Source organism: Pelagibius sp. CAU 1746 (assembly GCF_039839785.1).
Classification (GTDB): domain Bacteria; phylum Pseudomonadota; class Alphaproteobacteria; order Kiloniellales; family Kiloniellaceae; genus Pelagibius.
In genome coordinates this window covers 340,432-359,179 of sequence record NZ_JBDOQT010000001.1, presented here as the reverse complement: position 1 = coordinate 359,179, position 18,748 = coordinate 340,432, and the positions used below count along the sequence as shown (strand labels likewise).

The following is an 18,748-nucleotide window of genomic DNA, read 5'->3' as shown; positions in this document are numbered from 1 at the left end:
GCTCCTCGCGAGGCCGCCGGGCGCGGGGCGGGCGCTTGCGCTCACCGGAGTTTCACAGGAAGTTGAAGCGGATCGCAGGACCGTGATTCGAGATTGAACGGCCTGCTGCGCAATGTTGTCTCACCGGCGCCGGCCGCGTTCAGCGAGCCGGCGCGACAGAGTGAGAGCTTCTCTCCCCGGGGCGATCCCCCAAGAGACGGCTTGATGAGACCGAACATGACTGGAGGCAAGTAAGATGCTGAAGAAAACCCTGGTGGCGCTGAGTGTCGCGACCGTTTCCACTGGCGCCGTCGCCCTGCCGCTCGCGGCCACCGCTGCCGACCTGCCGGTACAGATCGCGGCCTGCAATCCCTGCAGCCCCTGCGCCGCGGCGGCGGCCTGCAATCCCTGCAGCCCCTGCGCGGCCAAGAAGCCGATCAATCCGTGCAACCCCTGCGCGGCGGCCAACCCTTGTGCTGCGGCCAACCCCTGCGCGGCGGCCAACCCCTGCAACCCCTGCGCCGCCAAGAGCAACTAAGGCCGCGCAGCAAGACTTTGCGAACCAGCGCCCGCCGATTGCCGGAAATGCCCCCTTCCGGTGCGGCGGGCGCTGCGTTTTCCGGCGGGCCTTCCCGGGGGCCCCGCCGTGCCGATTCCCGTCCGGGCGGCCGGCATGCTATAAGCCCGGCTATGTTGGGCCACAGATCTCCGGGGAACAGTCTAAGGCTGCCGCCCCTCACCAAGAGCCTTTCGGCCAAGCTTCTGCTCTTGACCATCGCCTTCGTCATGCTGGCGGAGGTGCTGATCTACGCCCCTTCGATCGGACGTATGCGCCTGGTTTACCTGCAGGAACGCCTGGCCGCCGCGCACCTGTCGATCTTGGCGCTGGAGGCCACCCCCGACAACATGGTCAGCAAGGAGATGGAAGTCGAGCTGCTGCAGCACGTCGGCGCCTACACCGTCGCGCTGGCCAAGCCGGGGGCCGGCAAGCTGATGCTCATGGTGGAGACGCCCGAGGATGTCGACGCCACCTACGACCTGCGCGAAGCCAGCTTCTTCGGCCTGATCCGCGACGCGGTGGTGACCTTGATGGTGCCGGAGAACCGCCTGCTGCGCATCATCGGCATCTCCCCCAAGGACTCGAACGTCCTGGTCGAGGTGGTGATGGACGAGGCGCCGCTGCGCCGCGCGATGCTCGACTACTCCTGGCGGATCCTCGCCCTTTCGCTGGTGATCTCCATGTTCACCGCCGCACTGGTCTATCTCAGCCTGCATTTGATGATGGTGCGGCCCATGCGCCGCATCACCGAAAGCATGGCCGCCTTCCGCGCCAATCCCGAAGTGGTCGCCGAAGCGCTGCCGGCCTCGGAGCGCGGCGACGAGATCGGCATCGCCCAGCGCGAACTGGTGAACATGCAGCAGGGGCTGCGCGCTGCCCTGCTGCAGAAGACGCGCCTCGCCGCGCTGGGCACTGCCGTGACCAAGGTCAATCACGACCTGCGCAACATCCTGGCCACCGCCAGCCTGATCTCCGACCGTCTGGGCAAGAGCGGCGATCCCGCCGTGCGCTCCATGGCTCCCAGCCTGGTGGGGGCCATCGACCGGGCCCTGCACCTCTGCGCCCAGACCCTGCAGTTCACCCGCGAAGGGCCGGTCCAGCTCGACCTGCAGAGCTTCGACCTGCGCGACCTGCTGACTGAGGTGCGTGAAGCCCTGGCCGGGATCGGCAGCGGCCGGGACGGCCTGGCCAACGAAATAGACCGCGGGTTTTCCCTGGAGGCCGACCGCGAGCAGCTGTACCGCGTGTTCTTCAATCTGACCCGCAACGCGCTGGAGGCCGGCGCCGCAGAGGTACGCGTGGAGGCGCGCCCGGTGCGCGATTTCCTGGTCATCGACGTGGAAGACAACGGCCCGGGCATGCCGGAGGCCGCCAAGCAGAACATCTTCAAGCCCTTCGCCGCCTCGGCGCGCGAGGGCGGCACGGGCCTGGGCCTTTCCATCGCCCAGGACATCATGCGCGCCCACGGCGGCGACATCCGCCTGGAGCGTTCCGGGCCGGAGGGTACGTTGTTCCGCCTGGTCCTGCCGCTGCGCCAGGCCGGCGCCCAGCCGACCGCCAAGGCGAGCTGATCCACCTCGTCTCCGAAGGTCGCACCTGGATCGCTCCCGTCACCCTCGGACTTGGTCCGAGGGTCCATGAGGTCGCACCCCGAAAGCTCATCCGTGGATGCTCCGGTCAAGCCCGAGCATGACGACGGAGTTGGTCAGTCCAGCGCCAGGATCTGCGCTTTCAGGTAGGCGCTTTCCGGCAGGGCCGGGTGGACCGGATGATCCGGCGCGGCCCCGGAGGTGCGCAGGATGCGGCCCCGGCGGCCGGCGTCCATGAGCCCGCGCTTCACCTGCTCGGCGAAACTCTCCAGGTCGGCGTGGTGCGAGCAGGACGCCGCCAGCAGATAGCCGCCCTCGGCCACCAGCGGCGCCGCCAGGCGCACCATCTTGCGGTAGCCCTTGAGGCCCTGGGCCGTGTCTTTCTTGGTCTTGACGAAGGCCGGCGGGTCGACGACGACCAGGCCGTAGGTCTCCCCTGCCTGGGCCTGGCGCTGCAGTTCCTGGAACACCTCCGCCTTCACGAAGCGGCAGCGCCCGGCGACGCCGTTGGCTTCGGCCGCCCGGGCGGCCAGATCGAGGGCGCCCTGCGAGCGGTCGACCGAGACGACCTCGCTGGCCCCGGCCAGGGCCGCCTGCACGGTGAAGCCGCCGGCGAAGGCGTAGCAGTCGAGGACGCGGGCATCCTTGGCCAGCCGCGCCGCCCAGGCGCGGTTGTCGCGCTGGTCGTAGAACCAGCCGGTCTTCTGGCCGCCGGTCAGATCGGCGAAGAAGCGCGCGCCGTTCTCCTCCAGCGTCACCGGGCCGTCCAGGCTGCCCTGCACCACCTCGACGTAGTCGTCGAGCTGTTCCAGCTTGCGCACGGCGCCGTCGTTGCGCAGGACGACGGTCTCCGGCGCGACCACCTCGTTCAGCGCCTCGAGCAGCAGCGGCGTGAGGCGCTCCATGCCGGCGGTGTTGACCTGCAGGCAGAGCGCCGCGCCGAAGCGGTCGATGATGACGCCCGGCAGGCCGTCCGCCTCGGCATGGACCAGACGATAGTAGGGCGCGCCGATCAGGCGTTCGCGGATATCCAGGGCCCGCTTCAGGCGTCCGGCCAGGAAATCCTTGTCGATAGGCTGGGTCTCGTCGCGGCTCAGTACCCTTGCGGCGATCAGCGGGTGACGGTTGAAGAAGGCCGTCGCCCGGTAGCTCCCCTTGCGGTCGCAGAGCCGCACCAGCCCGCCCGGCGGCACCGCCTTGGCGGCGGCGTCCATCTCCACCTCGTTGGAATAGACCCAGGGATGGCCGCGGCCGAGGCGCTTCTCGCCGTGCGGCTTCAAAGCAACGCTCGGCAGCTCGGCAGGGGGGCTGTGGGGGGCTTGGGGCATCGCCGCGCAGTCTAGTCGGTGACGGGGTGACTGCAAGACCGCTTTGCCCGCCGCCTTCGCGGCCCTATTCGGACAAGACGACGCCTTCGCGGCCCTATTCGGACAAGACGACGCCTTCGCGGCCCTATTCGGACAAGACGACGCCTTCGCGGCCCTATTCGGACAAGACGACGCCTTCGCGTCGGGGATCGGCGCCGCCCTCCAGGCCTCCCCCCTGTGGCCCGTTGGCGATCCGGCGGATGCCGTGCAGGCCGCTGGTCATGCCGCGGATATTGACCTCGTGGCCCAGGGCTTCCAGCTCTGCCTTGGCGGCCTCGATGCCGGTGCCCTCCTCCAGATCGGTGGCGCCGTTGCGGTTGACGAAGTTGGGCAGGGCGACCGCCTGCTGCATGGTCAGGCTCCAGTCCAGGGCAGCGATGATTGCCTTGGTGGTGTAGCCGATGATGCGGCTGCCGCCGGGCGAGCCGATGGCCATGACGAAGCGGCCGTCGCCGTCCAGCACCAGGGTCGGAGACATGGAGCTGCGCGGCCGTTTGCCCGGCTGTACGCGGTTGGCCACCGGCCGGCCGTCCACCGAGGGCCGGAAGGAGAAATCGGTGAGCTCGTTGTTCAGCAGGAAGCCGCGCACCATGACGCGCGCGCCGAAGGCGCTTTCGATGGAAGCGGTCATGGACACCGCGTTGCCTTCGGCATCGACCACGGAGAGGTGCGAGGTGGAGGGCGGGTTGAGCTGCGCCGGGCTGTGCGCCTGCGGCGTCCGCAGCCCGGGGCTGGCCTGGCCCATGCTGGCCGCCGGGTCGATGAGCACCGCGCGGGCGGCGAGGTACAGCGGGTCGAGCAGCCGGTCCACCGGCACCTCGACGAAGTCGCTGTCCGCCAGGAAGCGGTTGCGGTCGGCGAAGGCCAGGCGCGAGGCCTCGGCGACCAAGTGGATCGCTTCTGCGCCCGGGCTCTCGCCGGGCGCCGGCGCCAGGGCGGCGAGATCGAAGGCCTCCAGCAGCTTCAGGGTCTGCAGCACGGCGACGCCGCCGGACGTCGGCGGCGGCATGCCGCAGACCGTCCAGCGCCGGTAGGGCAGGCAGAGAGGCTCGCGCCGCTTGGCATGGTAGCCGCGCAGGTCCGGATAGCTCAGCAGGCCGGGATTGTCCGCCGCGCCGCGCACGGCGTTGACGATGTCCAGCGCCACCCAGCCCTTGTAGAAGGCATCGGCGCCGCGCTGGGCGACAAGGCGCAGGGTGTCGGCATAGTCCTGGTTCTTCAGCAGGTGGCCGACCGGCAGCGGATTGCCGCCGGCGTCGTGGAAGTAGGCCGCCGTCGCCGGGTAGCGTTTCAGATATTTGTCCGCGGCGATCAGCGCGTGCAGGCGCGGCGAGACGGCGAAGCCCTCCTCGGCCAGGCGGATCGCCGGTTGGAACAGGCTGGACCAGGCCAGTTTGCCGTGGTCGCGATGGGCGGCCTCCAGCATGCGCAGCAGGCCGGGCGTGCCGACCGAGCGGCCGCCGACCACCGCGTCCCAGAAGGCCAGGGGCTCGCCCGCAGCATCCAGGAACAGCGCTTCGTCGGCGGCGGAGGGCGCGGTCTCGCGGCCGTCGTAGGCCGATACCGCGCGCGCGGCGGCGTCGTAGTGCAGCAGGAAGGCGCCGCCGCCGATGCCGGAGGACTGCGGTTCCACCAGGCCCAGCACCAGCTCGGCGGCGATGGCCGCATCGATGGCGGATCCGCCCTGGCGCAGCATGGCCATGCCGGCTTCGGCGGCCAGCGGATTGGCGGCGGTGACCATCTGGCGCGGCGGTGCGGGCGCGGGCTCCTCCAGAAGGGTACAGGCGGCCAGGGCCGGCAGCCCCAGCAGTGCCAGCAGCCCCAGCAGGAAGGGGGCGGGACGGCGGTGCAGCGGTTTCAGAGGCTTGGCGGCGGCGGGTGTCATGGTGCGGTCTCCCCGAATGGCGTTCGTGGCGGCACGCGCGATGGCGGGCAACGGGCGGGAACGTGGCGTTCCGGCCAGCGTCGAGATGGGGGACCATCATCGGTCCTCGGGGAAGGCTTGGCCAGGGATAGATTGGGCTGGGGCGCTACCGCCTTAGAGGCCGGTTCAGAGGTTGGCGGGCAGCAGCTTGCACATGTGCAGGCCCTCGATCCGGTGACCGCGCTCGAAGAGCACCGAACACAGCCAGCCGTCGTCGCTGCGCCGGTCGGTGGAGGGAATGCTGGTGTGGACCGCGGAGCAGCCGTGACGCCGGGCGATCTTTTCCAGGCCGGCTTCCAGCGCCCGCGCCACGTTGCCCTGGTCGACGATGTCCAGGGCGCTGAAATGATCGGCCAGCAAGATCGGGCCATGCACCAGATCGTGTGACAGCAGGAAGGCCGCGATGGCGACGATGCAGCCCTGCTCGTTGCGGACGATTAGGATTCCAGTCCCTTTCTCGGACCCTTGTGCGATGCGCTGGCTGGCGAAACTGCGCCAAGCGTCCAGATTGGCGTCCGGGCAGATGGTGCGGATCAGCGGGAAGGCCTGGTCGACCTCTGCCTGCGACAGTAAACTGACATTGAGTTTTCGCACCAAACGAGTCACCTTATTCACAGCTGGGACGCGCCTTTTTCCGAGACGTGGGGATCGACCGAACATTTACGCTTTGTCGGCCTTAAGATTGGCGTTCGTCGCCGTGCGGCGTCGTTGATCCACATCAAATGGAAAAGGCGGAAAACCTTGCTGCGCCGATGGGGGAGGGCGAAGCGGGGACGCTGTTGACTGTCGTTGCTTGGAGTATGGGTGGGAGATGACGGTTTTCGATTATGACCGAGTGAGCAAGCTGGCCCCCGCGGTGGCGCGGGAGCGCAGCGAGGCTTCGCCCTGCGCCGCCTGTACCGTCCGGGGCATGACCATCTGCGCGCCGCTGGACTCGAACGAGCTGGCTCAGGTCTCGGCCCTCATGACCTCGGTGGAGTTGCAGGCCGGCGCGCCTCTGTTCGACGAGGGCGAAGACGCCGGCAACGTCTATAACCTCACCTCCGGCACCCTCAAGGTCTACAAGCTGCTGCCCGACGGCCGCCGCCAGGTGACGGGCTTTCTCTTCGGCGGCGATTTCCTGGGCCTTGCCACCCAGGACACCTACGCCTTCAGCGCCGAGGCGGTGACGTCCTGCCTGCTGTGCCGCTTCCCGCGCCACAAGCTGGAAGACCTCATGCAGCGCATGCCGAAGATCGAGCAGCGCCTGCTGAGCATCGCCAGCAACGAGTTGGCGGCGGCGCAGGAGCAGATGTTGCTGTTGGGCCGCAAGACGGCGCGGGAGAAGATCGCGTCCTTCCTGCTGATGCTGGCCAAGCGCGCCAAGCAGCGCGGCCAGCCGGAGAATCCCGTTTCGGTGCCGATGAGCCGCACCGACATCGGCGACTATCTGGGGTTGACCACCGAAACCGTGAGCCGGACCTTCACGCAGCTAAAACAGCAGGGCATCATCAACCTGATGCCCAATCATCAGGTGAAGCTGGCCCGGTGCGAGGAGCTGGAGGAGATCGCCGGCGGCTATTGAGCCGGCACGACCGCGTGCCCCTCCAGGGCGCATCAGGCCCAGAAGGATGCGCCGAAGGCGATCCTTCTACCTTGTGATTCCGAACTAGCGCGGCGTCTGGATGATCGGCGGCACCGACATCAGCGCCGTGTCCCAGGGAAACAGGATCCAGGTGTCCTGGCTGACCTCGGTCACGAAGCTGTCGACCAGAGGGCGGCCGGCGGGTTTGGCGTAGACCGTGGCGAAATGCGCCTTGGGCATCAGTTCGCGCACTTTGCGGGCGGTCTTGCCCGTATCCACCAGGTCGTCGATCAGCAGCCAGCCTTCACTGTCGTGCTCGACGCCCTTCAAGACGTCCAGGTCGCCCTGGGAGCGGTCGTCGCGGTAGCTGACGATGCAGATGGTGTCGATCAGGCGGACGTCCAGTTCGCGGGCGATGACGGCGGCGGGTACCAGCCCGCCGCGGGTGATGGCGGCGATGCCCTTGAAGGGGCCTTGCGCGACCAGCCGCCAGGCAAGGGCGCGGGAATCGCGGTGGAGCTGGTCCCAGGAAACGGGGAAAGTCTTCTGTTCGCCGGCGGTCATGATTTTGGGCCACCCTCTTCTTCTATTGCAGGCTTCTTGTTCGCGGCAGCTGTCCCTGAGGGGGCGCCGATTCGAAGCGGGGATTAAAGCGGAAGTCGCCGCCGCCGTCTAAAGGCTTTTCGCGCGCCGCCGGCCCCGGGGGCGTCTAGATCGGATTCACAGGCATAGAGCAGGTTCACAGGGCCGCTGGATCGCCTTCGGCGATTCCGGCCGGCCCTGATCTGCTCTAGCTGCTCACTTCACCGGTGCGGACCAGCTGCACCGCGGCGATCCGCCAGCCGCCGTCGGGTTGCCGCTCCATGGTGTAGAGGGCGATGACGGCCTGCCCGTCGGGCCCGACGAAGCGGACCGCCTGACCGGTCTTGCCGTCGATGATGCGCGCATCGAGGAACTCCACCGAGCGCGGACGGTAGACCGGCTGGTAGCCGCCGCGCACCATGGCCGTGAAGTTCTCCACCGTGCCGAACAGTTCGCGCAGCCGCGGCGTGGCATAGGAAAAGGCGCGCGGCCAGTCGTCCGCCTGGAAGGCATCGAGCTGGGCCCGGATGGTGTCGACTATCGCCCGTTCGTCGCCGGCTGCGGGCCGTTGGATCTCCTGAGCCCCGGCAACGGCGGGAGCGAGGGCCGCCGGCGCGGCGCAGAGCAGGGCGAGGGCGAGGCAGTGGCGGAAAAGGCGGGTCATAGGGGTCTCCCTGAGGTGCTTAAGCGGCAGGGCCTGCAGGGAAAGCTAGGGCGACGCCGGGCCGAGGCCAGCCCGCTTCCGGAACGGCGGCCCGAAAAGCGACAGGCCGGCCCCGTTTCCGGAGCCGGCCTGGAGGACCTTGGATGCCGCGAGGTTCAGCGGACGTAGATGTGCACCTCATTGACCTGGGCGGCCGGGCTGGAGGTCGCCGAGAGCGTCATGCGGTCAGCGGGCAGGCCCATGTTGGTGAGGGTGCGCAGCACGTTCTCCGCGTTGCGGCGCGACCGGTTGGTGTCCAGTGCGACACGCGCGGAGTCGCCGCCTGCCGGGGCCACAGCGACGATGTCGAAGGCGGCATTGGGGCGGCGCTCCAGGGCCGCGCCCACCACGGTGAAGAGCGCCTGCTCGTACTGCGGGTTCTCGCGGTCGAAGCGGATCACCGCCAGGGGTTGGCGGCTGCCGACCTGGTTGGCAGCGCCGCCGGCCGGGGCCGGAGCCGGCACGCCGTAGGCGCGGTTGGCCAGGCTGCCGCCGATATACTCGCCGTTGTCGATGGCGACCTGCATGGCGGTCAGGTTCAGGCGCTCGTTGGCGAAGTAGTTCTGCGTGCGCGCGATGTCGTCGCTCAGCTCGTTGAGCAGGCGGTCGATGACCACCACGGTCTTGTTGACCTCGTCCTCCAAGACGGCGAGCTGACGGTGGTCTTCCTCGATGGCGCCGCGCAGCTCGAAGGTGGTGCTGGTGGATTCGAGCAGGAAGGCGGACAGCGAGGCGGTGGCCGAAACCTGACTGGCCAGGGTGTTGAGGGCGGCGATGGAGGCGCCGACCTGCTGCAGTTCGGCCTGGGCCTGATTCCACTGGGCCACCAGTTCCGGATTGCCGGGAGTGGTGCCGACCTGCAGGCGGGCGTTCATCGCCGCTTTCAGGGAGTGGTAGTTGCCGGCGAACTGGCGCGCCGAAATGCGCAGGCTCTGCAACTGGTCGTTTTCGGCCTTGAGCTGGCTCTGCAGCTTCAGCAGGTCGTCGCGCAGCGCTTTGATCTTCTGGCCGACCACGGTGCCGGTGGGGCGCATGTTGCTGACGGTGGGCGGCTCGAAAACCGTCGTTCCCAGGATCTCCGGCGCGGGCGCGGCGGGAACCGTCGACGCCGGGGCGGTCTCTACACTGGCGGGCTGGCTGGCCGCGGAAGTCTCGGCCTGTGGCGCCGGGGTGCCGCTGCTGACGGGCTTCTTATCTTCCTGAGGGGCGGCGCAGCCCGCCACGAACAGAAGCGCGCCGATGACGACAGCGGTCCGGCGAAAGGGCAACAAGTGTCTGCTCGACATAGAGAATTCCGTACAGATTTCCGAGACAGCTTAATATTAGAAGTGCTCACATATTAACTATGTAAGTCTTTACAGAGTCTTGCTATCCCGCCCCCCTCGAACGATTGCGAGATAGTAGAGTATGGATTCTGGGGGTACAAGTGCCATTTCCTTATGGTTGAGCGCGTCCGGCCGGGTGTTTCAGGGTTGGAAATCCTCGCTTTTTCGCTCCCTTCGAAGGCCTTGCAAGGGGCGGGGGCTTCGAGTAATGTCCGGCCTCTTCGCGGCGGCGGTCCCGCCTCCGCGCCGCTTCTAGCGGCTTTGATGTGCGCCCGTAGCTCAATTGGATAGAGCACCTGACTACGGATCAGGAGGTTGGGAGTTCGAATCTTCCCGGGCGCGCCACAATCCCCCGAAAATCAAAGAGAAAACGACCGAGGAAAGAGAGCGGTTTCCTCTTTTCTCGCAAGTGGTTTCCTCAATTCCCGATTCGTTCCGACCCCAGGTTCCAGGTCCGTTCTGAAACTGAGGTGGGTCTTCTGGTGGCCGCTGCGGCTTCTGAGCATGCGGCTGTGGTACGGGCGATGGGGTAAGGGGCACATCGCCGGTCGCCGGCTGATGCCCTCTAGGGCTGTACGGCGAGCACAGGGGTCTCGCTGATTTCACCCAGGAGATCACCGAAGAGATCACGGACATCCCCGAGCGCCTCACCCCTGCATCGACTACGCGGCCATGGCGCGAGACTCGGAGTAGTCATGAAGGATCGTCTCGACCGCGCTCCCTCGCAATGCAGAACCGATCCCTCTAAGGGTCGTGCGCGACAACGCTACCCCCGCATCAATCGCGTCGAGCTATGCAACAAATCGTCTTGCGGCACATCAGAATATGAATTGTACGCATCAGAAGCGCGCTATGGCGCAACGAAGCGCATGGGATGAGTATGGACCACTTCTCAATCGTGCAGGCGCTGTGCCGCGCGGCGATAGCCGACGCGTCGCCGGCCCTGAGCAAGAAAATCGAACGTCTGCGTGACACCTTGGCCGAGGACAGGGAGGTGAAGCAGGCGGGTGCGCTGACGAACATTCTGACTGCGGTGGACCGCACGAAGGAGCTTTACCGAGCCGTATCGAGCGTTCGAAGGCGCAGGTCCGCGGCGAGGTCCTGACCAGCTAAGCGCTCGTTCCGGTCGATCGCGAGGCGGCTGCTGCGCTGGCGGAGGTGATCTTCCCGGCGGATATTCAGCCGGCCGCGCCCCTCTTCAATCCGGCGGTGAGCCAGGCCATTGAGACGTTCATCGAGGAATGGGCGAATTTTGAGGCCCTGTCCGAGATTGATATCTGGTCGCCGAGGACTTGCCTCATTTACGGAGCCCCCGGCGCAGGCAAGACCTGGTTGGCGTTGTGGATGGCTCAGCAGCTCGATTTACCGATCGTTCAGGTCAAGTTGGACGGTCTCGTGTCGTCCTTTTTGGGCACGACGGCGTGCCAATCCTCTTTTTCGCGCTCAAACCGCAATCTTTTAAGAAGTTTGGGCACCGGGAGACCGCCGGCGTACTACGAGCGCTGTACAGGCAAGCAGTGCGATGGAGGCGCCGAGCCATGGCAACCCATCCTGCGCGTCGCCCAGCGTTGCAGTGAAAGACAATGCAGCGCAGAGCCCGACAGACAGGCGAACTGGGGTCGACAACGGTTGGCGCCAGTACCCATAGATTGAGATTGGAACCAGGACAAACAGCAGAAGTCCGACGGCGAAATCGAAGCAGACCTCGCCCAGGGAGGGATCGAGGAGGCTGGAAAAGGCGAACATGAAGGGGATGATGTAGAGCGCCTTGGCCATCTTCACGCATTCCCAGCCGGTTCTCATCGGGGGAGCTTCGGCAATACGCGCGCCAACGAAAGCAGTCATGCAGATTGGCGGTGTGATCGTCGAATCCTGGGCGAACCAGAAGATCACCAGGTGCGCTGCCAGGACGGAAAGACCGAGCTCCTGAAGCGCGCCGGCCCCCAAGGCGGCTATGATCACATACGATGCCGTGACCGGGAGCCCCATGCCGATAACATAAGACATCAACCCCAGCAGGATGATCGCGATCACGGCGGAACCGCCGGAATAGTCAATTAGGATCGAGGTAATCTTTGTCAGCAATCCGGTATGGACTGTCACCGCATAGATAATCGCGGCGCTGGCAAGAAGGGCGGAGATCGTGATTGCAACGCGCGTACCGGCCTCAAGGGCAGTTAGTAACTGCTTCCAGTGCATACGGGTGTTCTGGCGCAAGTAGCTGATCGCCAGAGTCATAACCACGCAGGCCGCGCTTGCGAAGAACGGAGTGTACTGCAGAACCATAAGGACGATCAGGATGATCACTGGGAGGAAGATGTGCCCGCCCTGCAGTACGACTTCTGAGAGGCGCGGCAGCTCATCGCGCGGCAGGCCGACCATGCCGCGCTCGGCTGCTTTTATGTCTGCGTAAAAGTAGACTGCGACGTAGTAGAGGAGCGCCGGTGCTATGGAGTAGAACAGAATCTCCACCAAGGGGATATTGGTGAGGCTCGCCATGATGAAGATGCCGGTACCCATCAGCGGCGGCATTAGGCCGCCGCCGACAGATGAGACCACTTCAATGGCAGCGGCTTCGTAGTTACGGAAGCCCAGCCGCTTCATCATAGGAATCGTCATTGTCCCGGTCGTCGAGACATTTGAGATCGAGCTGCCGGAAAGCATGCCCATTAGTGCGCTGGATACCACCGCAACCTTGGCCGGCCCACCCCGCCTGTGGCCCGCGACAGCCGCCGCGAGATCGGTAAAGACCCTGTCGCCTCCGCTGACCCGTAGGAAGACCCCGAACAGCAGGAACGTGAAGATATAGGTCGCCATGAGTCCGGTAATGAAATTGAAAATGCCTTCGGCATCCATGTACATGGTCTCGATGAAATCCGGGATCGACATGCCGCCGTGTTCCAGGACTCCAGGCCAGTAGGGGCCTGTTAGCGCGTAGCCGATGAAGAGCAGATTCAGGAATACGATGGTTGGTCCGACGGTACGGCGCGTGGCCTCAAAAATCGTGACGAGGGCAATGCAACCGAAGATGAAGTCGCTCCAGGGCACGGGATCATAGCCGACATAGCGGTCGAGCCAGGCATCGGCGCGATAGAAGGCCCAGGCGAAGGCGGCGGCGGAGGAGATCGCCAGCCCCCAGTCAACAAGGCTCGGGCGCGCACGGCTGCTGCTTTTCAGCGCCGGGTAGAGCAACATGGTCAGCGGCAGCGTGAACATCAGATGCAGTCCACGCGTTTTCACTTCGCCGATGGTAATGGTGAAGGCAAAGTACAGGGTGATCAGCGTAAGGGTGATGCAGGTGACGGCTACACCGATGCGGAGCCAACCACTTGTCACACGTTGCTCTTGAGGGAAGATCTTTTGCCGAAGTTCTTCGGTGGCGCTATCGAACATGGAACCAGTTCCGTGGGGCGGCTGTTGGAAAGTCAATCAAAAAAGGGGTGGCCGTCGTGAAACCGCCACCCCTCACTGAAAACTACTGAGGTGCTGAGCTACATCCAGCCGCGTTCTTTATAGTATTTGACGGCGCCGGGATGGGTCGGAATCGGATGTCCTACAGGAAGGTCCTCCGGCTTCCACTGCTTGAAGCCGGCATAAGCCGCGATCAAACGTTCGTGGTTTTCTGCCATTTCCTTGACCATGAGGTAGACGATCTCGTCGTCCATGTCGGCGGTCGTGAAGATAATGGTCGAGAGGTTGAGGGATTTGACCGGTTCGTCCTGGCCGTCATAAGTGCCAGCGGGGATCACGGAAGGGACATAGCCCCACTTTGCCACCATTTTCTCGAGCACGGGGTCAGGCAGGGCGAGGACCTTGCCGGAGCGAGCGGTTATCGCTTGGCGCAAGTCGTTGGAGTTCATGCCCACCGTGTTGGTATAGATGTCCAGTTGGCGGTTTTGAAAGGCATCGACCAGGCCCTGCTGGGCGCCTTCGACGACATTGCTGCCCTGCGCCTCCAGAGTTTCGTAGTTGTAGCCGTATTCCATCAGGATCTTTTCGATGGCGAAGTGATTTGACGACCCCTTCTGGCCGACGCCGATGCTGACGGTCGCACCATCCTTCAGCTTTGACAGCACATCGATATCGACGTCCCCGGCCAGCACGAGATGCACCGTGTTCGCGACCACGTTCGCAACAGCGCGGAGGTTGTCGAAACCCTTGTTCTTGAAGACTTCATTATCGCCTACATAAGCCAACTTCAGGAACGGTCCGTAGGAAAGCCCGAACTCAGCCTTGTTTGCACCGACGGCAAGTGGGTTGCCGATGGCGCCCTTGCCGGGAATGGTGCTGACCGGTTGGCCGTCGTAGTGCGAGTTCACCATTTCTGAAACCGCTGCAGCGGTCGGATACCAAGTTCCGGTGGGACCACCGGAAATGAAGGTCGCGGCCTTGTGGGTCTTTTCCTGGGCCACGGCGTTCTGGCCGCCGGCGAGCGTCAGCGCGACGATGGTTCCCGCAGCAAAAACTAGCCCCTTTTTCAGTCTCATTCGATGTCTCCCTGTTGATCCTGCTTCCGGCGAGCTGCCGCCGAAGATGGAAGCGACCCAACGCCGGCGCACCTCGAGCGCCGGTGAAGCGCACAGGCAACTCTACTAATATTGTTTTATATGTCAAACGGTGTTTTGTATAAGATCAGAAGCGGCCGCAGTCGACCTTGATGCGGTCGCCAGTTACGGAGGCCGAGGCGTCGGAGGCCAGGAACAGTGCGGCAGTGCCGACTTCCCGCGGGTCGACCCAGCGCTTCAGGGCGGAAACGCTGGTGTAATTCTCTTCGACGATGGCCTCTACGCTGCGCCCCTCGGCTTCGGCGCGCCGGGCCAGGACTCTGTCCATCAATTCGCCGGAAACGGCTCCCGGGCAGAGCGCGTTGACTCGTACGCCGGCCGGGCCGACCTCGCGGGCGATGGCTTCGGTCATGCCGAGAAGCGCAAACTTGGTGGCCGAATAGGCCGAGCGCATGGGATAACCCTGAAGGCCCATCAGCGACGACATGTTGATGATGGATCCTCGGCCAGCCTCGCACATAACTCGGGCCGCCACCTTGAGACAGTTCAGCGCACCGAAGAGGTTTAGTTCTACGCAAGCCCGGAAGGCTTCGAGATCCATCTCGGCCACGGGCATCACCGGGCCGCTCATGCCGGCATTGTTCACCAGGATGTCGACCCGGCCGGTCTTGGCGGCGGCTTGTGAGAAGAGCGCCTCTACCTGGTCATAACAGGTCACGTCACATTGCACCGCCAAACCGCCATTTCGGGCGGCAACGTCAGTGATCGTTTTGCTATTTCGCCCCGCGACGACGACATGGGCACCTGCCTCGGCAAAAACGCCGGCGACCGCTGCTCCGATGCCGCTGCCGCCGCCCGTAATGATCGCCGTTTTGCCGTCGAGACGGTAGGAGGTCTGGTTCACAGGCATTGCTCCATTGATCAGGTTGTTGCTTCGAAGACTCGCGCAGGGTCGAACAGAGGCCTCTCGGGTTCGCGACCGAGGATGAAATCACCCATCAGCTCTGAGATGTAGGGCCCGATAGTGTAGCCACCGCGTACGCAACCCAGGACAAAGGCGCCCGGCACGCCGGGCAGCGCGCCGGCCAGGGGATAGAAATCAGGGACATTGGCTTCGAAACCGGTCCAGCTACGCAGGATCCGCAACCGTCGAAGGCCTGGAACTGCATACTGGGCCAGCGCGAGATTGGGGACCAAAGTACCGAGATCGATCCGGCCACGGCCTTCCCGGGGGGAGCCCTGGCCCTGCCAGCCGCCGCCGATCAGAACCGTGCCATTGGCTTTTTGCTTCAGAGTCAGCAGGCCGGTCGCATGGCCGACTACCGTATTCACAAGCCGCGGGCCCCGCTCGGTCACCGATACGGTGTTGATCCGGGCCCGGACCGGCAGATCGACCCCCAGCATTTTGGTCACGTCTTGCAGCCAGCCGCCGCAGGCCAGCAGCAAACGCCGCGAAGAGACTTCACCGTGGCTGGTCCTCAAGGTGAATCCCTGCTCGAAGGGCTCTATCGCGGTGACTGCAGAGTGCTCCCGATAGGGAATCTGCGCAGCGAGAAGGCGCGCCCGGTAGTAGCGTCCGGTCAAACTGGAGTTGGCATAGCCGTCCTTGGCGCACCAACTCGCCGCTACCACTTGCTGGCATAGTCCGGGTTCCCGCTTGGCGAGGTCGCTCGGCGCTACGAACTCGATCGGTGCCCCGGCTTCGGCTTTGAGCGCCATACGCTCGTGAAGAAGATTCGCTTCGCGCTCGTTGAAGGCAAGGGTATAGCCGCCGGTTTCGCGGTACCCGACGGCGTCCCCTAAGGCCGCCCAGCGGCGGTGTCCCTCCAGCGCATAGGGCATGAGCTTTACCCGCTTGATCTGCAGGCTAAGTGTGCCGGCGTTCACCCCCGATGCGCCTTGCCCGAGGTCACCCCGCTCGATCACGATGGCCCGCATACCCCCTTCACTCAGGCGCAACGCCGTTGCGCAACCGAGAATCCCACCGCCGACTACGGCTATATCGTACGACGGAGTCACAGCGGCGCCGGCGCGGGGATGGGCAAGGCTTCGTAGTCGAATTCACCCGCCAGGGCTGCAACCGGAACCGGGCGAAGCGGCGGCCGTGCGGTGGCCAGGCCCATTTCCGTGGGGGTCTTGCCGGACAATCGACATGCGAGGGCAGTGGCGGTCTCTGTGCAGTACCGGCCCCCGCAAGGACCCATGCCGCACCGCGTCCCCGACTTCAGGGCGTTCGGCATAAGTCCCCCGCTGATCATCTCTGCTTCCAGAGCGCCGCGCGTCACACCTTCGCAGCGGCAGACGAGCGTGTCCGCGCTGATTTGGTCCAGCACGCCTTCCCGCATGATCGAGAGGGAAGTCATCGCCATGCCGAAGCGGGCGGCCGTCTTGAGCTTCGCCTGCAGAGGTCTGCTGCGCTCTTGCAGCAGTTCTTCAGACAGCAGTCCGAAGTCCCAGGCGGCGGCCAGCGCCGCGAGTCGGCCGCGCAGTACTGCTGCCGCCGCACCTTGAATGCCGGCGCCATCCCCAGCAGCGTAGAGTCCCTTCACCGTTGTGCGTCCGGCAGGATCCAGGCGCGGTACCCAGCCACCCTGATTCTCATCCAGGCGATGCTCTGCCCCCAACAAACGTGTCGCCTCCACCACGGGTGTCAGGCCGTGGCCGAGGCAGACCGCGTCGGCAGAAACATCGCGTGTCATCTCGCCGGAGGGCGCCCAGTTGGAATCGACGGGACCAATGTCGACCTTTTCCACGGAATTGGTGCCGTGGATCTGGCGGACGCCATGGCCAAAGAGGATCGGCACGCCTTTCGTTTTCAGGCGGGCGGCCCAGCCGATGCCACGTACCAGGAGATCGGGGCGGGCCGACATGGCCGGCAGCCGCCGCCACCAGTCGCTCACCCGGTTGAGGTCCACCACGGCTGACACCGTGCCGCCAAGGCGCAATATCTCGTGGGCTACGAAGAACAGCAGCGGGCCGGAGCCTGCTACCACGACGCGTCGGCCAGGCGGCCTAAGGTGCTCTTTCATCAATGCTGTGGCGGCGGCGAGCCCTATGACTCCGGGCATGGTCCAGCCAGGCAGTGGTACGACCCGCTCCCGGGCGCCACCTGCCAGCAGCAGAGCCGGTGCCACATGGATAGAATTGTCACGGGCCGTGGCCGCTCCCAGGCGGAAGCCCCCATCCCGGCGCTCAACCTGCCAGACCCGGGCGCCGGTGAAGCAGTCGACTGCAGAAGCTGCAAGCCGGGCCCGCAGTTCGCCGCCTTGGCGGTCTTCCGGCGTCGGTGGTGCGGCGAGGATGGCATCGCACTTCGCGCGCCATACTTGGCCGCCGGCTTTGGCCTGTTCGTCAAACAGCTTTACGCTGAAGCCCAGCGCCGCGGCCTCAATCGCAGCGGAAGCGCCGGCCGGCCCGGCCCCGACAATCATCAGCGACGGGGAGGTCATTTCACCTGCGCCTTGCCGTAGCGCAGGCGCCGCGCTTCGAGCCCTTGAGAGATCGGCGTGCGGCAGGCTTCAACATAGGCACCATCGATTTCGACCAGGCATTCCTGGCAAAGGCCCATGTAACAGAAGGCGCCACGCGGCCGGCGGTCTTCCGGCCCGTCGCGCAGATGGTGAATACCGTTGGCCAAGAGCGCGGCGGCAAGGCTCTCGCCGGCCGGCGCCTCATAGGTCGCACCATCGAAGCGGAACCCGACAGGCTTGGCGCGGGCAATGCCGCCCCCGGGCTTGTTGCCGGGTTTCATCGTGTTTCGATGCCTAAGGCGTTGAGGGAACTGCGCAGCCCTGCAATCTGGGCCGGATCCAAAGCCAGAACCGGATCGCGCGGGACGCCTGCGGGCTGGCCGATGAGGTTTAGCGCAGCTTTGAAGGCGGCCGGCCAGGTGCCGAGCCCCATCAGCAGTTCGTAGACCGTAGTGAGCTTGATATGAAGTTCACCATGCTCTCTGCCGGGGGCCGTCTTCGCGAGGTCCACCAGCCGGCCTGCGGCAGCCCCGAGGAGTTCCGGTCCGGTTGCAATGAAGCCCTTGGCGCCGAGAGCCAGGCCGGGAAGAATGTAGTGGCAGGGACCGATCATGATTGAGAGGCGCTCGCGGAATTTGTCGAGCAGGTGGCTGTGGTGAAAGAAATCCCTGTGGCTTTCCTTGATGCCGATTACCGGAGCGATTTGCATCACGGCGTCAAGATCTTCAAGGCCGAGGGAGTAGCCTACGCGGCGCGGCGAATTGTAGAGGACAATCGGCAGGTCGATTTCCTTTGAAACGGATTCGTAGCGCCGGAGAATCTCGCCACGGCTGCCCTTTAAGACATAGGTGGGCGGCATCATCAGCAAAGCTTGCGCACCGTTCGCTGCAGCCTCGCGAGCGTAGGCGAGGCTGCCGTCCAGAGTCGGCGCGGAACAGCCGGTCATGATCCAGGCCCTGCCCCGGGCCACGTCTCTGGCGCGTGCCGTGAGCCGGCCGCGTTCGTTGGCGGAGAGCGCCCAGCTCTCGCCATTGTCGCCGGCGACGCAGATGCCGGTAGCGCCGAGGCCGATGAGCCATTCGACCATGGCGCAGTAATCGTCTTCCAGGATTTCGCCATCGTTGGAAAAAGGCGTCACCACGGCGGGCACGAAGCCATGGAGGTCGTCTTTGGTCATATGG

17 protein-coding genes and 1 tRNA gene are annotated in these 18,748 nt (G+C 65.2%); 5 read left to right on the top strand and 13 right to left on the bottom strand.

Going from position 1 to position 18,748, the window contains the following annotated elements:
* Positions 1-235: 235 nt before the first annotated feature.
* Positions 236-517, top strand: a complete 282-nt coding sequence (locus AAFN88_RS01610; RefSeq protein WP_347517757.1) for a hypothetical protein — start codon at positions 236-238, stop codon at positions 515-517.
* 152 nt (positions 518-669) lie between these two features.
* Positions 670-2,109, top strand: coding sequence for a HAMP domain-containing sensor histidine kinase (locus AAFN88_RS01605; protein WP_347517756.1), 1,440 nt, complete (start codon positions 670-672; stop codon positions 2,107-2,109).
* Between the two features lie 134 nt (positions 2,110-2,243).
* On the opposite strand, the gene AAFN88_RS01600 is transcribed toward AAFN88_RS01605, so the two are convergent.
* The 3 genes from AAFN88_RS01600 to AAFN88_RS01590 all read right to left on the bottom strand — a co-directional run bounded on the left by AAFN88_RS01600 (position 2,244) and on the right by AAFN88_RS01590 (position 6,012).
* On the bottom strand, positions 2,244-3,455 hold the full coding sequence (locus AAFN88_RS01600) for a class I SAM-dependent rRNA methyltransferase (protein WP_347517755.1): 1,212 nt from the start codon (positions 3,453-3,455) through the stop codon (positions 2,244-2,246).
* Positions 3,456-3,609: 154 nt separating this feature from the next.
* The gene (gene ggt, locus AAFN88_RS01595; protein WP_347517754.1) at positions 3,610-5,379 is read right to left on the bottom strand and encodes a gamma-glutamyltransferase; all 1,770 of its coding nucleotides are present in this window, start codon (positions 5,377-5,379) and stop codon (positions 3,610-3,612) included.
* A gap of 165 nt (positions 5,380-5,544) precedes the next feature.
* Positions 5,545-6,012, bottom strand: coding sequence for a hypothetical protein (locus AAFN88_RS01590; RefSeq protein ID WP_347517753.1), 468 nt, complete (start codon positions 6,010-6,012; stop codon positions 5,545-5,547).
* A gap of 217 nt (positions 6,013-6,229) precedes the next feature.
* Between AAFN88_RS01590 and AAFN88_RS01585 the strand changes: the two genes are divergently transcribed.
* A complete protein-coding gene (locus AAFN88_RS01585) occupies positions 6,230-6,982 on the top strand; it encodes a cyclic nucleotide-binding domain-containing protein (protein ID WP_347517752.1) in 753 nt (250 codons plus the stop codon).
* A gap of 84 nt (positions 6,983-7,066) precedes the next feature.
* On the opposite strand, the gene gpt is transcribed toward AAFN88_RS01585, so the two are convergent.
* The 3 genes from gpt to AAFN88_RS01570 form a co-directional block, all read right to left on the bottom strand.
* Positions 7,067-7,546: a xanthine phosphoribosyltransferase gene (gpt, locus tag AAFN88_RS01580; protein ID WP_347517751.1), complete on the bottom strand. Its 480-nt coding sequence runs from the start codon at positions 7,544-7,546 to the stop codon at positions 7,067-7,069.
* Positions 7,547-7,772: 226 nt separating this feature from the next.
* On the bottom strand, positions 7,773-8,228 hold the full coding sequence (locus tag AAFN88_RS01575) for a DUF4864 domain-containing protein (RefSeq protein WP_347517750.1): 456 nt from the start codon (positions 8,226-8,228) through the stop codon (positions 7,773-7,775).
* Positions 8,229-8,383: 155 nt separating this feature from the next.
* The gene (locus AAFN88_RS01570) at positions 8,384-9,553 is read right to left on the bottom strand and encodes a hypothetical protein (RefSeq protein ID WP_347517749.1); all 1,170 of its coding nucleotides are present in this window, start codon (positions 9,551-9,553) and stop codon (positions 8,384-8,386) included.
* Between the two features lie 307 nt (positions 9,554-9,860).
* Here AAFN88_RS01570 and AAFN88_RS01565 point away from each other — a divergent pair.
* Together AAFN88_RS01565 and AAFN88_RS01560 are read left to right on the top strand one after the other, a co-directional pair.
* Positions 9,861-9,937: transfer RNA gene (locus tag AAFN88_RS01565), tRNA-Arg, on the top strand.
* A gap of 535 nt (positions 9,938-10,472) precedes the next feature.
* Positions 10,473-10,697 carry a hypothetical protein gene (locus tag AAFN88_RS01560; protein ID WP_347517748.1) on the top strand — a complete coding sequence of 75 codons (225 nt, stop codon included), beginning with the start codon at positions 10,473-10,475 and terminating at the stop codon, positions 10,695-10,697.
* Between the two features lie 353 nt (positions 10,698-11,050).
* Here the strand turns inward: AAFN88_RS01560 and AAFN88_RS01555 are convergent, their stop codons facing one another.
* From AAFN88_RS01555 to AAFN88_RS01525, 7 genes are all read right to left on the bottom strand, one after another.
* Positions 11,051-12,985 carry a TRAP transporter fused permease subunit gene (locus tag AAFN88_RS01555; RefSeq protein ID WP_347517747.1) on the bottom strand — a complete coding sequence of 645 codons (1,935 nt, stop codon included), beginning with the start codon at positions 12,983-12,985 and terminating at the stop codon, positions 11,051-11,053.
* Between the two features lie 98 nt (positions 12,986-13,083).
* Positions 13,084-14,079 (bottom strand): TAXI family TRAP transporter solute-binding subunit, encoded by a 996-nt coding sequence (locus tag AAFN88_RS01550; protein WP_347517746.1) that lies wholly within the window; start codon positions 14,077-14,079, stop codon positions 13,084-13,086.
* 145 nt (positions 14,080-14,224) lie between these two features.
* Positions 14,225-15,001: an SDR family oxidoreductase gene (locus AAFN88_RS01545; RefSeq protein WP_347517745.1), complete on the bottom strand. Its 777-nt coding sequence runs from the start codon at positions 14,999-15,001 to the stop codon at positions 14,225-14,227.
* Positions 15,002-15,018: 17 nt separating this feature from the next.
* Positions 15,019-16,116, bottom strand: a complete 1,098-nt coding sequence (locus AAFN88_RS01540; protein WP_347517744.1) for an FAD-binding oxidoreductase — start codon at positions 16,114-16,116, stop codon at positions 15,019-15,021.
* The gene (locus AAFN88_RS01535) at positions 16,113-17,546 is read right to left on the bottom strand and encodes an NAD(P)/FAD-dependent oxidoreductase (RefSeq protein WP_347517743.1); all 1,434 of its coding nucleotides are present in this window, start codon (positions 17,544-17,546) and stop codon (positions 16,113-16,115) included. Before AAFN88_RS01535 ends, AAFN88_RS01540 begins: the two co-directional genes overlap by 4 nt.
* The gene (locus AAFN88_RS01530) at positions 17,543-17,848 is read right to left on the bottom strand and encodes a (2Fe-2S)-binding protein (RefSeq protein WP_347517742.1); all 306 of its coding nucleotides are present in this window, start codon (positions 17,846-17,848) and stop codon (positions 17,543-17,545) included. Before AAFN88_RS01530 ends, AAFN88_RS01535 begins: the two co-directional genes overlap by 4 nt.
* Positions 17,845-18,744: a dihydrodipicolinate synthase family protein gene (locus AAFN88_RS01525; RefSeq protein WP_347517741.1), complete on the bottom strand. Its 900-nt coding sequence runs from the start codon at positions 18,742-18,744 to the stop codon at positions 17,845-17,847. Before AAFN88_RS01525 ends, AAFN88_RS01530 begins: the two co-directional genes overlap by 4 nt.
* Positions 18,745-18,748 lie beyond the last annotated feature (4 nt).

What these genes read in the sequence shown, in the direction of transcription:
- AAFN88_RS01585 (WP_347517752.1), top strand. Translation starts at nt 6,230, where the DNA reads ATGACGGTTTTCGATTATGACCGAGTGAGCAAGCTGGCCCCCGCGGTG.
- AAFN88_RS01610 (WP_347517757.1), top strand. Translation starts at nt 236, where the DNA reads ATGCTGAAGAAAACCCTGGTGGCGCTGAGTGTCGCGACCGTTTCCACT.
- gpt (WP_347517751.1), bottom strand. Translation starts at nt 7,546, where the DNA reads ATGACCGCCGGCGAACAGAAGACTTTCCCCGTTTCCTGGGACCAGCTC.
- AAFN88_RS01560 (WP_347517748.1), top strand. Translation starts at nt 10,473, where the DNA reads ATGGACCACTTCTCAATCGTGCAGGCGCTGTGCCGCGCGGCGATAGCC.
- AAFN88_RS01605 (WP_347517756.1), top strand. Translation starts at nt 670, where the DNA reads ATGTTGGGCCACAGATCTCCGGGGAACAGTCTAAGGCTGCCGCCCCTC.
- AAFN88_RS01600 (WP_347517755.1), bottom strand. Translation starts at nt 3,455, where the DNA reads ATGCCCCAAGCCCCCCACAGCCCCCCTGCCGAGCTGCCGAGCGTTGCT.
- AAFN88_RS01555 (WP_347517747.1), bottom strand. Translation starts at nt 12,985, where the DNA reads ATGTTCGATAGCGCCACCGAAGAACTTCGGCAAAAGATCTTCCCTCAA.
- AAFN88_RS01570 (WP_347517749.1), bottom strand. Translation starts at nt 9,553, where the DNA reads ATGTCGAGCAGACACTTGTTGCCCTTTCGCCGGACCGCTGTCGTCATC.
- AAFN88_RS01530 (WP_347517742.1), bottom strand. Translation starts at nt 17,848, where the DNA reads ATGAAACCCGGCAACAAGCCCGGGGGCGGCATTGCCCGCGCCAAGCCT.
- AAFN88_RS01575 (WP_347517750.1), bottom strand. Translation starts at nt 8,228, where the DNA reads ATGACCCGCCTTTTCCGCCACTGCCTCGCCCTCGCCCTGCTCTGCGCC.
- AAFN88_RS01525 (WP_347517741.1), bottom strand. Translation starts at nt 18,744, where the DNA reads ATGACCAAAGACGACCTCCATGGCTTCGTGCCCGCCGTGGTGACGCCT.
- ggt (WP_347517754.1), bottom strand. Translation starts at nt 5,379, where the DNA reads ATGACACCCGCCGCCGCCAAGCCTCTGAAACCGCTGCACCGCCGTCCC.
- AAFN88_RS01550 (WP_347517746.1), bottom strand. Translation starts at nt 14,079, where the DNA reads ATGAGACTGAAAAAGGGGCTAGTTTTTGCTGCGGGAACCATCGTCGCG.
- AAFN88_RS01535 (WP_347517743.1), bottom strand. Translation starts at nt 17,546, where the DNA reads ATGACCTCCCCGTCGCTGATGATTGTCGGGGCCGGGCCGGCCGGCGCT.